Below are 13,888 nucleotides of genomic sequence, written 5' to 3' on the forward strand. Positions count from 1 at the left end.
CTCGCGCCACTTGCGGTCGAGCACCGAGAGGACGACCCGGCGCTCCAGCTCACGCATGATGTCCGAGCCGAGCTGCGCCTCACGCGCCTCGTACTGCTCGTTGATGTCGTCCTTGATGGACTCGGAGATGAACTCGGCGGTGAGGCCCGCGCGGTCGCCCGCCGCCTCCTCCAGCTCGTCCACCGTGACCTTCACCGGGTAGAGCTGCTTGAAGGCGCCCCACAGCCGGTCCAGGTCCCACTCCTCGGCGAAGCCCTCGGCGGTCTCGGCGGCGATGTACGCGTCGATCGTGTCGTCCATGAAGTGCTGGATCTGCTCGTGCAGGTCCTCGCCCTCCAGGACGCGGCGACGCTCGCCGTAGATGACCTCGCGCTGGCGGTTGAGGACCTCGTCGTACTTGAGGACGTTCTTACGCGTCTCGAAGTTCTGCTGCTCGACCTGCGACTGCGCGGACGCGATGGCGCGCGTCACCATCTTGTTCTCGATCGGCACGTCGTCCGGGACGTTCGCCATCGACATCACGCGCTCGACCATCTGCGCCTTGAACAGACGCATCAGGTCGTCGCCGAGGGAGAGGTAGAAGCGGGACTCGCCCGGGTCGCCCTGACGGCCGGAACGACCACGCAGCTGGTTGTCGATGCGCCGCGACTCGTGGCGCTCGGTGCCCAGGACGTAGAGCCCGCCGAGCTCCTTGACCTCTTCGAACTCGGCCTTGACGGCGCGCTCGGCCTTCTCCAGGGCGGCGGGCAGCGCCGCGGCCCACTCCTCGACGTGCTCGACGGGGTCGAGGCCTCGCTGGCGCAGCTCCGCCTCGGCGAGGTCGTCGGGGTTGCCGCCGAGCTTGATGTCGGTGCCTCGTCCCGCCATGTTCGTGGCGACGGTGACGGAGCCCTTGCGGCCGGCCTGGGCGACGATCGTCGCCTCGCGGTCGTGCTGCTTCGCGTTCAGCACCTCGTGCTGGATGCCGCGCTTGGAGAGCTGCTGCGAGAGGTACTCCGACTTCTCGACGGAGGTCGTGCCGACCAGGATCGGCTGGCCCTTCTCGTGCTTCTCGGCGATGTCGTCGACGACGGCCGCGAACTTCGCGACCTCGGTGCGGTAGATCAGGTCGGACTGGTCGGCGCGCACCATCGGCCGGTTCGTCGGGATCGGCACGACGCCCAGCTTGTAGATCTGGTGGAACTCGGCGGCCTCGGTCATGGCCGTACCGGTCATGCCGGACAGGCCGCTGTCGTAGCCGTCGCGCTTGTAGAGGCGGAAGAAGTTCTGAAGGGTGATCGTGGCGAGCGTCTGGTTCTCGTCCTTGATGTCCACCCCTTCCTTCGCCTCGATCGCCTGGTGCATGCCCTCGTTGTAGCGGCGGCCGGCGAGGATACGGCCGGTGTGCTCGTCGACGATCATGACTTCGCCGTCGATGACGACGTAGTCCTTGTCCTTCTTGAAGAGTTCCTTCGCCTTGATGGCGTTGTTGAGGTAACCGACGAGGGGCGTGTTCACCGACTCGTAGAGGTTGTCGATGCCGAGCCAGTCCTCGACCTTGCTCACGCCGGTCTCGTGGATGCCGACGGTCCGCTTCTTCTCGTCGACCTCGTAGTCCCCGGTCTCCTCGATGCCCTTGAGGGGGTTGCCGGGCTCGCCCTTGGTGAGGCGGGTGACGAGCTTGGCGAAGTCGCCGTACCACTTGGTGGCCTGGTCGGCGGGGCCGGAGATGATCAGCGGCGTACGGGCCTCGTCGACGAGGATCGAGTCGACCTCGTCGACCACCGCGAAGTTGTGGCCGCGCTGCACCAACTCGTCCTGCGACCACGCCATGTTGTCGCGGAGGTAGTCGAAGCCGAACTCGTTGTTCGTGCCGTAGGTGATGTCGCAGTTGTACTGCTCACGGCGCTGGGCCGGCGTCATGTTGGCCAGGATGCAGCCGACGGTCAGGCCCAGGAACTTGTGGACGCGGCCCATGAGCTCGGAGTCGCGCTCGGCCAGGTAGTCGTTCACCGTGATCAGGTGGACGCCCTTGCCGGACAGCGCGTTCAGGTACGCCGGCAGCGTGCCGACGAGGGTCTTGCCCTCACCGGTCTTCATCTCGGCGACATAGCCCATGTGCAGGGCGGCGCCGCCCATCAGCTGGACGTCGTAGTGACGCTGGCCCAGGACGCGCTTGGCGGCCTCACGGACGGTGGCGAAGGCCTCGGGGAGGAGGTCGTCGAGCGTCTCGCCGTCGGCGTAACGCTCCTTGTACTCCTCGGTCAGCGCGCGCAGCTCGGCGTCGGAGAGGCTGACGAAGTCCTCTTCGATGGAGTTGACCTGGTCCGCGATGCGGTGCAGCTTGCGCAGGATCTTGCCTTCGCCTGCACGCATGATCTTCGAGAGGACGGACACGGGGGTTGGTCTCCTTGCCGGTCGGGCCTGGCATGGTCGGTTTTACTCGTCGGGCAACGGCCATCGTATGCGAGGACCCGGCTGCGCCGGGAGGTCTGCCATGAGGACAACGGGCGAGGAGCGCCGAAGGTGCCGGGTTGCGCCCATGAGTACCTCGCGGGTGGTGGTCGCGCACAGCCGGTAGTGACCGGGGGTGAGCCGCGCGCGTGGGCCCGTGCGTGGGGCCCCGCGCGGTCCTCGCCCCGCGATGCGGGCGCCCCGGCACCGTGATCCAGGCGACCCTGAAAAACACTGGCCACCTGGAGAGCTCCCCCACAGAATCGGTTGATGGAGCCCGTAGAACTCACCACCGAACGTCTGTGCCTGCGCACCTTCGTGCCCGAGGACATCGACGAGATCCATCTGGCCTGCCAGGACCCCGACATCCAGCGCTGGACCACGGTTCCCTCGCCCTACGCGCGCGTGCACGCCGAGGACTTCGTCAACCACCGGGTCCCGGCCGCCTGGCGCGACGACGTGGAGTACACCTTCGGCGTCCGTCCCCGGGAGGGCGGCCCGCTGCTCGCCGCCACCAGCCTGCACTCCCCGCGCTCGGGCACCTGGGAAATCGGCTACTGGACGGCCAAGGAGCACCGGGGCCGCGGCTACATGACGGAGACCGTCCTCGGCCTCGCCCGCTGGGCCTTCACCGATCTGCGCTGCCCCCGCCTGGAGTGGCGCGCGGAGGTCGGCAACACGGGCTCGCGCGCGGTCGTGGAGAAGGCCGGCTTCACCGTGGAGGGCGTGCTCCGCGCGGGCCTGCTGAACAAGGGCACCCACCGTGACGCCTGGGTCGGCGCGCTGCTCCCCTCGGACCTCGGCATGACCTCGGCGCTCCCGTACCTCCCGGCGAAGGCGGAGTAGACCGGGACGCGTGAGCGTCCCCGGCGGATTGTCAGTGCCGCCGCTTATCGTTCGGACCATGACGAGCCTGCCGAGTCCCGCCATCGACCTCTCCGCCGACGAGGCGCGCCGCATCGCCCTGCGCGCCCAGGGATTCATCGGCGCCCCCGACCGCAGGTCGGGCGTCCGGGGCGTCCTGCGCCACCTCGGCGCGGTGCAGCTCGACACGATCTCGGTGCTGGCCCGCTCGCACGAGCTGATTCCGTACGCGCGCCTGGGCGCCGTGGGCCGCGACCGGGTCGAGGCGGCGTACTGGGACAGCAGGACGGGCCAGGGCCCCGCCCGTCCGCACGCCTTCGAGTACTGGTCGCACGCCGCGTGCATCCTGCCCATCGAGGAGTGGCCGCACTTCGCCTTCCGCCGCCGCGCCTACCGCACCCGCCCGCACTGGCACCACGACCTGTCCGACGGGGCGTACGACCAGGTGATCAAGCAGCTCCGCGCCGAAGGCCCGCTCACGGCCACGGAGTTGGGCGGCGCGAAGAACAAGGGCGAGTGGTGGGACTGGTCCGAGTCGAAGATCGCCGTCGAGCGCGCGCTGATGTACGGCGAGGTGGTGTGCACGGAGCGCCGCTCCTGGAAGCGGGTCTACGACCTGGCGGAGCGCGCCGTCCCGGAGACTCTGCTGCACGACGACCTGGACGACGCGGAGTGTCTGCGCCGGCTGGTCCGGCAGGCCGGCGAGGCCCTCGGTGTCGGCACGCGCGCGGACATCGCCGACTATCACCGCCTCAAGGGCGAGCAGTTCGATGCGGTGGTCGCGGACACGGGCCTGGTGCCGGTGACGGTGCAGGGCTGGGACAAGCCCGCCTGGGCGGCCCCCGAGGCACTGGAGTCGGCCCCGCGCGGCCGGCACCGCACGACGCTGCTCTCGCCCTTCGACTCCCTGATCTGGGAGCGGGCGCGCACGGAGCGGATCTTCGGCTTCACGCACCGCCTGGAGGCGTATGTGCCCAAGCCCAAGCGGATCCACGGCTATTTCGCGATGCCGCTGCTCGCGGGCGGCAAGCTCCTCGGCCGCGTCGACCCCGCGCGCGAGGGCAGCACCCTGGTGGCCAAGCAGGTCTCACTGGACACCCCGAAGGCGGTGGCGCCGATGGCGCAGGCGCTGCGCGAGGCGGCGTCCTGGGTCGGCTGCGATTCCGTACGCGTGGAGCGGATGAACCGCCCGGAGCTGACGGCGGAACTGACCGCGGCCCTGGCCTGAGGGCGCCCGGTCACCGGATCCGGCCGGCTGGTTCGGCCGGTTCGGTCGGTTCGGCCGGCTCAGCCGGTTCGGTCGGCCGATCCGGTCAGCGGATCTCCAGGATCTTCTCGCGCATCGCGTAGACCACGGCCTCCATTCTGGAGTGCAGCTGCAGCTTCTCCAGAATGTTGCGCACGTGGTTCTTCACGGTGTTCTCGGAGATGAACAGCTCCTTGGCGATGTCCCGGTTGTTCATCCCGGTGGCCACCAGCTTGAGCACCTCCAGCTCCCGGTCGGTCAGCCGGGGCGCGGGCACGAGCCGCCGCTCGTCCGTGCGCTGGATCATCGACTTGAATTCCGTGAGCAGCTTGGACGCCATCGAGGGGCTGATCTGCGACTGCCCGTCGGCGACCGCGCGGATCGCGGTGGCGACCTCGTCGGTGGAGATCTCCTTGAGGAGATAGCCGGTGGCGCCCGCCTTGATCGCGTCGTAGAGGTCGGCCTCCTCGTCGCTGATCGTCAGCATGATGATCTTCGCGCTGGGTGCCACCTCCTTGATGGAGGTGCACGCCTCGATGCCGCCGCGCTTGGGCATGCGGACGTCCATGAGCACGATGTCGGGCAGCAGGTCGGCGGCCTTGTCGACCGCCTCGGCACCGTCGCCCGCCTCCCCGACGACCTGGATGTCCTCCTCGGCGGCGAGGACGATCTCCAGGCCCCGGCGGAAGAGGGCGTGGTCATCCACCACAAGGACCCTGATGGGCTCCTTGCGTGGGGCGCCCGCGTCCGTGCCGATGCCGATGCCGTCCTCGGCATCCTCGTGTCGCATCGGTCCGAAGCTGTCCGCCATCGTTCCTCCCCCATGAAGGCCGTGGCCTGTTGTGCCTCTGCTGCGCCCAACCCCAGGCGTCAGCACACCGGTTGACCGGCTCGCCCATGATTTCATGCCCGACGCCGGAGCGGTGCGCGCACTGGGCGCACGGTGGTGCCCCTGGGGGCGCACACGCGCTCCAGGGGCACCACCTCAGCGGTCACGCGGCAGACTCAGCCGCCGAGTGCTCCGCCTCCACCGGCCGATTCGGCCTTGGCGACCATGGGGTCGGTGTTGAGGCGGATGACGCCGTAGTCGTAGGCGTGCCGCCGGTAGACGACACTGGGTTCCTTGGATTCGGAGTCGACGAACAAGTAGAAGTCGTGGCCGACCAGTTCCATCTCGTAGAGAGCCTGGTCGAGCGACATGGGTGCGGCGACGTGCGTCTTCTCGCGGACCACGAGAGGGCCTTCGCCCTGGATCTCCAGTGAGCCGATCTTCTTGACCGGCACGCCGTCCGGCTCTTCCTCGCGGGCGACGGTCCCGTCGCCGTTGAGATACGCCGCGTCCGGGACCCGCTCGGCGACCTCGGCGGCGGAGAGCCTGCCGTTGCCTCGCCGGTTGTGGCGCTTCTCGTGCTGCTTGCGCAGTCGTGCGTCGAGCTTGGCGGTGGCCAGGTCGAGCGCCGCGTACGGATCCGTTGCCGAGGCCTCCGCACGAATCACGGGCCCGCGTCCGCGAAGGGTGATCTCCACGCGGTCGGAACGGTCGGCCTGACGCGGGTTGGTTTCCTTGGACACCTCGACGTCGAGGCTGATCACCTTGCCGTCGAGCTTCTGGATCTTGTCCAGCTTCAGCTTCTCGGCCACGTGCTTGCGGAACCGCTCGGGCACCTCGGTCTTGCGGCCCTTGACGACGATGTCCACGCAGAACTCCGTTCCCGGATCGCTCCGCTTCTCCTGCGGAGCATCTCCCTTTTGCACCAGACCCCGGTGAATCCCGGAGCCTCGGACTCGGTGACTTCCACCTCCTCCTCCCCCGTGGACAAGATCTCCACCCCACCGGCGCGGGTGATTGCGGAAAACCCGCAGACCGGCATTCCGATATGCGAGGGACGGCGTTCACCATTCCTCACAACCGAACATATCTCGCCCGGACGGATGTCGTCACCCTCTACTGAGGCGTACCTCCATTCAGGTGTATCCACCCTCTCATCACCTGCAACGATGCAAGTTCTCAATCAGTTCCGGTTTATTTCGAAAGAATCCGGTGGAGCGGCGACAACGGCTGCACTGATCACGTTCTCGCAGCCCAATACCGGGCTCCGTACCGGCGCGCCGCCGTCCGTTCCCGGGCCCCGCACGGCTTCCGTTCCCGTACCGCGCGCGGTCTCCGCTCCCGCGTTCTCTTCCGTGTGTACGTCATGTATTGCGCGGGCGGCCTCCGCCACGGAGGCACCGGTGGTCATCAAGTCGTCGACGACCACGATCCGGCCGCCGCGTGCCAGCAGCCGACCGCCCCCGGCGGCCACCTCCAGCGCGCCCGCCAGATTGGCCTGCCGCTGCCGGGAATCAAGCCCCGACTGATCGGCCACGGCCCGCCGTTGACGCAGCACCGCGGCCACCCGCGCCGGGATCCCGGCCCGCCGCAGCTCACCCGCCGCGACGAGCGCGATCCGCCGCACCGGGTCGTGACCGCGTGCCCGCACGGCGGCACGCGCCGAGGGCACGGGAACGAGCGACAACGGCATCACCAGCCCCTGTGGACCACCTTGTGTGCCGCCTACCCACACTTGCGCGTCCCTACCGCCCGGATCGCTGCTTTCGCCCCGCAGACCGGCCCACACGGCCGCGGCCAGCGCCGCCCCCAGCGGACCGGCGAGCCCCAGGGCGCCCCGCTCCTTGTGCGCGAGCAGCACGGCCCGCACCGCGTCCTCGTACGCCGCCGCCGCGTGCACCACCGGCAGCCCGTACGGCTCCGGCACCGGCCGCACCCGGCGCGGCCCGGCCCCGCACAGCGCGGCACGGCACTCGTCGCAGAGCGCCGCCCGAGGCCTCCCGCAGCCTCCGCACTCGGCCGGCAGCACCAGGTCGGTGAGATCCCGCCACCACCCCCGCATGCCCACCACTGTGCCAAGCCGCGGACCGCGCGGCCACCCCTGTGGACAACCCCCTGTGGACAACTGCCCACCGTTGCGGCCCGACCCATCTCACCAGGGAAAACGCACCCACTGACAGCGCGGAACCACCCGGCTCACCCGGGGTGGAGCAGAGCGGCCCGGCCCACTCGGGGCAGCACGGAACGGCCGGCCCGCCCCGGCGGAAACGGCTCAGCCCGCCGCGGACAGAACGGCTCAGCCCGCCCGCCCCGGCCGGAACGGCTCGGCCCGCCTCACCCGGGGTAGATCGGCCCCTGGCCTTCCTTCACCACGGTCTTCCACTGCGATCCCGTCGGCAGCCGCACGATCCCGTCGTCGGAGTGCGCCACCAGCGGCTGCCGCTCGTCCTCGGACGCCGCGATCTCCATGACGCCGGTCAGACCGGGCAGCGCGGTCCCGGGCAACACCGAGCCGTCGCACTGGACGTACCGGAGCTGCTGCACCCCGCCGGTCTCCCGGCCCACCACCACGAGCCGGCCGCCGCCCGCCCACGACATGGCCGTGACCTCTTCCATCTGCGGGGCCGCCGGAGTGGGGTCGAGCACCGAGATCTCGGGCCGCTCACCCTTGCCGGCGCTCTTCTCGGCCCGGCCGATCCACAGGGACGTCTTGCCCTTCTTCTCCACCAGCAGCGCGATGCGCACGCCGTCGGCCGACACCCGCACCGCCTCGACGCGGCCGTCCAGCGCGGGCACCTCGACCTCGACCGGCTCGCCCTCGCCCCGCTCCAGCCAGAGCAGCCGCGGCCGCTTCGGATCGCGGTCGGCCACCCACAGGTTGCCCCTGCCGTCCCAGCTCGGCGCGGAGAGACGCTGCCCCTCCGTCTTCGCCTTGCTGCGCACCTGCGTCTTGGTGAGCGAGTCGTCGGTGAGCAGCGACCCCGTGTACAGCGACTTGCCGTCCAGCGACACCCCGGCCGCCCGCTTCTCGTCGCGCGAGACCGCCGCCGACAGCAGCGGCTGCTCACCGGTGCCGAGCACGCCCGTCACCGGCTCCGGGTCCACGGTGCTCGCGTTGGCCGACATCCTGACCAGCCGGTGCTTCTCGTCGACGAAGTACTGGTAGACCGGGCGGTCCAGGCTGCGGTACGCCGCGACGGTCTCCGCGCGCTCCTGGCTCAGGACACAGAGCATCGAGCCGTTCGAACGCTCCAGCGTCACCTGCTCGACCCCCGAGGGCGTCAAGTCCTGCAGCGTGAACAGCATTTGCGCCGCCATCCGCTTGCACTTGGTCTGCCCGTCGCCGTCGGAACGGCTGTTCAGCTGTACGGTCAGCCGGTTCTGGTCGTCCAGCGTCAGCGGCTTGTCGGGGTCCTTGAGCCGCGTACCACTGGTGAAACTCGAACGGACCACCGGCCGCAGCCAGTTGGTCGGCCCCTCCAGGAGCGTCTTCACCGTCTGCGTGAGCGGGTCGATGCGCTGCCGTATGTAGACGGGATCCGCGACGAGACCCGTCCCGCCGCTCACCCCGGCACCGGTGGGCGCGGCGAAGTAGTACTTGTTGACGGACCGGTAGATCCGCTGGAAGTCCGACTCGCCGAGCACCACGCCCGGCGGCGGCTGGTCGATGCGCCATTCCTTGCCGTTCGGACCGCCGACCTGGCTCAGGTGGACGGACTGGCTGTACGAGGCGTCCTCCGGCCGGTACGCGTGCTGCTTGTCGACCCGCGCGACCTGCCGGCCGGTGAGGGTGTAGCGGCGGCTGCCCTCGCCGTCGTTGCCCGCGTTGCCCGCGTCCGTGTTGGGACCGTCGGCGAGCACCGTCGTGGACTCCTCCGGATTCCACGCCTTCGACGCCTTGCCGGTCAGATACTTGCGCGCCATCGCGAACTGCGGATCATCGCTGGTCAGCGCCTCAAGGAAGCCCTGCACGATCTCCACGGGCCGCGCGCCCTCGCGCGGCGGCTGCGCGTAGACGCGGACCTGCGACTGCGAGTCGGGGCGCTGCGAGGCGTCGACGGCCTTCAGATTCCCGCTGTCGGGCATCGAGGCGCAGCCGGCCAGGAGCGCACCGCAGGCGGCCAGCAGCAGCGCGGTGCGCAGCGGACGCCTGCGGCCCGCACGGCGGCCGCGCCCGTCGGGGTCAGCGCCCACGAGTGCTCTCCTCTTCCCTGTCCGAACCCGCCGCGGGCTCCCCCGCCGCGCCGTCACCGGCTCCGGCGGCCGCCTCGGCGTCGAGCGCGGCGCCGTCCGGCCCGGTGTCGCTGCCGACACCGCTGTCACCGTCGACACGGCCGTTGCCATGACCGCCGTTGCTCTCGCTGCCGCCCGGCGTCTCCCCGTCCAGCGGCCTGCGCGGCACGACCCGCGCCCCGCTGCCGGGCAGCGCCGTCGGATCCACGGTCGCGGCCTGCGCGAGCCGAGGCGGTATCGGTCCCTTCGCCGGCACCGGAGGCGCCACCCGCTCGGCCGCCGCCGCCGACGCCGCGGACGCCTGCGCGGGCACCGTGGCGAGCTTGCTCGCGCCCCCGAGCGGCAGTCCCGCGTCGTTCAGCCCGCGGTGGCGCCGCGAGTCGTCGGGCTCCAGCGGTATCGGCGACCCGCGCAGCGGCTCGTCCGCCGTCCTCGGCAACGTCAGCCTGAACTGCGAGCCGCCTCCCGGCTCGCCCCACGCCTGCAGCCAGCCCCCGTGCAGCCGCGCGTCCTCCAGGGCGATGGACAGCCCGAGTCCGGTGCCGCCGGTGGTCCGCGCGCGTGCCGGGTCCGCCCGCCAGAAACGGCTGAACACCCGGGTCGCCTCGCCGGGCTTCAGGCCCACGCCGTAGTCCCGCACCGCGACGGCGACCGCGCCGCCCGCGGCGGCAAGCCGCACCACGACGTCCTTGCCCTCGCCGTGCTCCACGGCGTTCACGACGAGATTGCGCAGCACCCGCTCCACGCGCCGCGCGTCGGCCTCGGCGACCACGGGCTGCTGGTCGCCGACGATCCGTATGTGCGTGCCCTTGCGCTCGGCGAGCATCTCCGCGCCACCGACGACCCGGCGCACGACCTCGCGCAGGTCTATCGGCTCGGCCTCCAGCGCCGCCGCGCCCGCGTCGAACCGGCTGATCTCCAGCAGATCCGCGAGCAGCGACTCGAACCGGTCCAGCTGGTCGGCGAGCAGCTCGGCCGACCGCGCGGTCACCGGATCGAAGTCCACCCGCGCCTCGTGGATGACGTCGGCGGCCATCCGTACGGTCGTCAGCGGCGTACGCAGCTCGTGCGACACGTCGGACACGAACCGCCGCTGCATCCGCGACAGCTCCTCCAGCTGCTGGATCTTCAGCTGGAGGTTCTGCGCCATCTTGTTGAAGGCCTCACCGAGGCGCGCGATGTCGTCCTCTCCGGTGACCTTCATACGTTCCTGGAGGCGCCCGGCGGACAGCCGCTCGGCGATCCCCGCCGCCATGCGCACGGGCGTGACGACCTGGCGCACCACCAGCCACGCGATGGCGCCGAGCAGCACCACCACGAAGAGCCCCGCGGTCGCGAGCGTCGTCCTGACGAGGTTGAGCGACTCCTCCTCCTGCGTCAGCGGGAAGAGGTAGTACAGCTGGTACGGATCGCCGTTGAGGTCGTTGAGCCGCTTGCCGATCACCAGACCGGACTGCGGCTCGCGCCCGTCGTCGTACACGATGCGCGTATTGGCCTGGTAGACGCCGGTGCCGTCGTCGACCTGCCGGCGCAGTTCCTCGGGCACGCTCAGGATCGGCTCCACGCCGCCCGAGGCCCGCGAACCGCGCACGCTTCCCGCGTCACCCGCGGACGTGGGGCTGAGCGTCACCACGGCGAACGCGTTCTGTCCGCCGCTGGAGAGCTGCTCGACGAGGTCGGACATCCATACGGCGGCGTTGCGCCCGTCGGCCGTACTGCCCTCCTGGCCCTGCCCCTGCGCGCTCTGCCGCGCGGCGTTGACGCTGTCCTGCGCGGCCCTGAAACCACCGTCGGCCTGGCTCTGCGAGGCCTTCACCTTGGCCTTGAGCAGGCCGTTGTTCACGGAGCTCATGACGGCGAAGCCGAGCATGAGCACCACACCGAGCGACATCAGCAGGGTCGTGACGACGACCTTCAGCTGGATGTTGCGCCGCCACAGCCGCACGGCGGGCAGCAGCGGGCGGCGCACCCAGCGCGCGATGAGCCGCAGCACGGGGCTGCCCTGCACCCCGCCCTGCAACAGCAGCCCGCCGTCGACGAGCCGCCCGAACCGTGCCGCGCGCCGCGCCGGTCCAGTCCGCCCCGAACGATTCCCCGGACCCCCGGGCGCCGAGGTGGAGCTGTCCCGGGACACGTCAGCTCGGTCCGGCCTTGTAACCGACACCGCGGACGGTCACCACGATCTCCGGCCGCTCGGGATCCCGCTCGACCTTGGAGCGCAGCCGCTGCACGTGCACGTTCACCAGACGGGTGTCCGCCGCGTGCCGGTAGCCCCAGACCTGCTCGAGCAGCACCTCGCGCGTGAACACCTGCCACGGCTTGCGCGCCAGCGCGACCAGCAGGTCGAACTCCAGCGGCGTCAGCGCGATCGACTGCCCGTCCCGCTTCACGGAGTGCCCCGCCACGTCGATGACCAGGTCACCGATGGCCAGCTGCTCCGGCGCGGGCTCCTCCGACCTCCGCAGCCGCGCCCTGATCCGGGCCACGAGCTCCTTCGGCTTGAACGGCTTGACGATGTAGTCGTCCGCCCCCGACTCCAGACCGACCACCACGTCCACGGTGTCGCTCTTGGCCGTGAGCATGACGATCGGCACCCCGGACTCCGCCCTGATCAGGCGGCACACCTCGATGCCGTCGCGCCCCGGCAGCATGAGGTCGAGCAGCACAAGATCGGGCTTGACCTCCCGAAAAGCGGCCAGCGCCTTGTCGCCATCGGCTACGAACGACGGCTCAAAACCTTCACCACGCAGCACAATCCCGAGCATCTCGGCCAGTGCGGTGTCGTCGTCGACGACAAGGACTCGTCCCTTCATGCCTGACATCATCCCATTAGCTCATCGTTACCTGGCGTGACCTGGCACACAGCTCGGCAAGGCCCTCCGCTGTCACAGGGGACAGCACGCCCTCTTCCGTGACGATGGCCGTCACCAACTCGGGTGGCGTCACATCGAACGCGGGGTTGTACGCCTGGGTCCCCAGGGGTGCCACCGGAATACCGCCTCCCGCTTCCATCCCGATCACCGGCACATGCGGCGCCGTGACCTCCGTCACCTCGAAACCCGCCCGCTGCTCCACCTCGATGGACGCCCCGTCCGGGGTGTCCGGATCCACGGTCGTCACCGGCGCCACCACGATGAACGGCACATGGTGATACCGCGCGAGCACGGCGAGCGGATAGCTCCCCACCTTGTTGGCCACCGAACCGTCGGCCGCGATGCGGTCGGCGCCGATCAGCACCGCGTCCACCTCACCGGCCGCGAACAGCGAACCCGCCGCGTTGTCCGTCAGCAAGGTGTACGCCATTCCGTTCCGCGCCGCCTCGTACGCGGTGAGCCTGGCACCCTGCAGCAACGGCCGCGTCTCGTCCACCCACAGCCTGCGCAGCCGCCCCTCCCGGTGCGCCCTGAGCGCCACCGCGAACGCCGTGCCCTCCCCGCCGGAGACCAGCGCCCCCGTGTTGCAGTGCGTGAGGATCCGGTGCCCGCCGCCCGGCAGCAGCTCGTCGAGCAGCGCCAGACCGTGCGCCGCCATCCGGGCGCTGGCCTCGGCGTCCTCGGCGTGCAGCGCCCGCGCCGCGTCGAGCGCCGCGTCCGCCGCCTGCCGCCGGTCGGCGCCGCCGCCGACCGCCGTGCGGTACGCCGCCTGGGCCCGGCGCACCCCGTACCCGAGGTTGACCGCGGTGGGCCGCGCCCCCGCGAGGGAGTCCGCCGCCTCGTCCACGTCGAAACCGCGGGCGGCGGCGAGCGCGACGCCGTACGCCCCCGCGATCCCCAGCAGCGGCGCCCCGCGCACCGCGAGCGTCCGGATCGCCTCCACCAGGGCCGGTGCGTCGGTGCACACCAGCTCCAGCTCCTCGCCCGGCAGCCTGGTCTGGTCGAGCAGGACCACCACGGGGCCTTCGGGTGGGTCGTCCCATCGGATCGCGGCGATCGCCGGGGTGTCGGTCGGCCGTTTGTGCTCGCTGGATTGCGCGTACTGATCAGCCATCCGCCCAGTCTGCCCCGTACCAGGCGGACAATTGAAGGTGTACAGCCCCTACGGTGCCCGGTCACCCGGCGGGTGCACCGTGGCACGATGGCTGGCAACCTGCCGCCGCAACCGCGGACGGGCACCTTGAAGGAGCGACGATGAACGACACTCCGGGCTGGGCCTCGCCCGGATCTGCCCCCTCCGACGGACAGGACTCCGGCACGCCGGACTCCACCGAACCCGCGGACGCCGGCCGGCCGAGCGGCCCCTCCAAGTGGTCCAAGGAGCAACCGCCGCCCGCCCAGTGGTCCCCG

The 13,888-nt window shown here is 70.8% G+C and carries 10 protein-coding genes; 2 read left to right on the plus strand and 8 right to left on the minus strand.

Features of this window, described 5'->3' with window-relative positions; genetic code table 11:
- Positions 1-2,376: preprotein translocase subunit SecA (secA, locus tag AOK22_RS16865; RefSeq protein ID WP_055699485.1), on the minus strand; the 2,376-nt coding region annotated here is incomplete at its 3' end.
- Between the two features lie 327 nt (positions 2,377-2,703).
- Between secA and AOK22_RS16870 the strand changes: the two genes are divergently transcribed.
- Positions 2,704-3,279: a GNAT family N-acetyltransferase gene (locus tag AOK22_RS16870; protein ID WP_055699486.1), complete on the plus strand. Its 576-nt coding sequence runs from the start codon at positions 2,704-2,706 to the stop codon at positions 3,277-3,279.
- A 58-nt stretch (positions 3,280-3,337) separates the two neighbouring features.
- Positions 3,338-4,525: a winged helix-turn-helix domain-containing protein gene (locus tag AOK22_RS16875; RefSeq protein ID WP_055699487.1), complete on the plus strand. Its 1,188-nt coding sequence runs from the start codon at positions 3,338-3,340 to the stop codon at positions 4,523-4,525.
- An 85-nt stretch (positions 4,526-4,610) separates the two neighbouring features.
- Here the strand turns inward: AOK22_RS16875 and AOK22_RS16880 are convergent, their stop codons facing one another.
- From AOK22_RS16880 to mtnA, 7 genes are all read right to left on the minus strand, one after another.
- The gene (locus AOK22_RS16880) at positions 4,611-5,354 is read right to left on the minus strand and encodes a response regulator (RefSeq protein WP_055699488.1); all 744 of its coding nucleotides are present in this window, start codon (positions 5,352-5,354) and stop codon (positions 4,611-4,613) included.
- Positions 5,355-5,548: 194 nt separating this feature from the next.
- Positions 5,549-6,241: a ribosome hibernation-promoting factor, HPF/YfiA family gene (gene hpf / locus AOK22_RS16885; RefSeq protein WP_055699489.1), complete on the minus strand. Its 693-nt coding sequence runs from the start codon at positions 6,239-6,241 to the stop codon at positions 5,549-5,551.
- 314 nt (positions 6,242-6,555) lie between these two features.
- A complete protein-coding gene (locus AOK22_RS40895; protein ID WP_055699490.1) occupies positions 6,556-7,434 on the minus strand; it encodes a ComF family protein in 879 nt (292 codons plus the stop codon).
- Between the two features lie 272 nt (positions 7,435-7,706).
- The gene (locus AOK22_RS16895) at positions 7,707-9,566 is read right to left on the minus strand and encodes an LpqB family beta-propeller domain-containing protein (protein WP_425264037.1); all 1,860 of its coding nucleotides are present in this window, start codon (positions 9,564-9,566) and stop codon (positions 7,707-7,709) included.
- Positions 9,556-11,739, minus strand: a complete 2,184-nt coding sequence (gene mtrB / locus AOK22_RS16900) for an MtrAB system histidine kinase MtrB (RefSeq protein WP_055699491.1) — start codon at positions 11,737-11,739, stop codon at positions 9,556-9,558. Before mtrB ends, AOK22_RS16895 begins: the two co-directional genes overlap by 11 nt.
- 1 nt (position 11,740) lies before the next feature.
- Positions 11,741-12,430, minus strand: a complete 690-nt coding sequence (gene mtrA / locus AOK22_RS16905; protein WP_193433299.1) for a two-component system response regulator MtrA — start codon at positions 12,428-12,430, stop codon at positions 11,741-11,743.
- 4 nt (positions 12,431-12,434) lie between these two features.
- Positions 12,435-13,592, minus strand: coding sequence for an S-methyl-5-thioribose-1-phosphate isomerase (mtnA, locus tag AOK22_RS16910; RefSeq protein ID WP_055699493.1), 1,158 nt, complete (start codon positions 13,590-13,592; stop codon positions 12,435-12,437).
- Positions 13,593-13,888: the final 296 nt, after the last annotated feature.

It is taken from the genome of Streptomyces silaceus, from assembly GCF_001419745.1.
GTDB lineage: Bacteria > Actinomycetota > Actinomycetes > Streptomycetales > Streptomycetaceae > Streptomyces > Streptomyces silaceus.

Bases quoted from the DNA above. Each gene is read 5' to 3' on its own strand.
- AOK22_RS16870 (WP_055699486.1), top strand. From the start codon at position 2,704: ATGGAGCCCGTAGAACTCACCACCGAACGTCTGTGCCTGCGCACCTTC.
- AOK22_RS16875 (WP_055699487.1), top strand. From the start codon at position 3,338: ATGACGAGCCTGCCGAGTCCCGCCATCGACCTCTCCGCCGACGAGGCG.
- AOK22_RS16880 (WP_055699488.1), bottom strand. From the start codon at position 5,354: ATGGCGGACAGCTTCGGACCGATGCGACACGAGGATGCCGAGGACGGC.
- AOK22_RS40895 (WP_055699490.1), bottom strand. From the start codon at position 7,434: ATGCGGGGGTGGTGGCGGGATCTCACCGACCTGGTGCTGCCGGCCGAG.
- mtrA (WP_193433299.1), bottom strand. From the start codon at position 12,430: ATGATGTCAGGCATGAAGGGACGAGTCCTTGTCGTCGACGACGACACC.
- mtnA (WP_055699493.1), bottom strand. From the start codon at position 13,592: ATGGCTGATCAGTACGCGCAATCCAGCGAGCACAAACGGCCGACCGAC.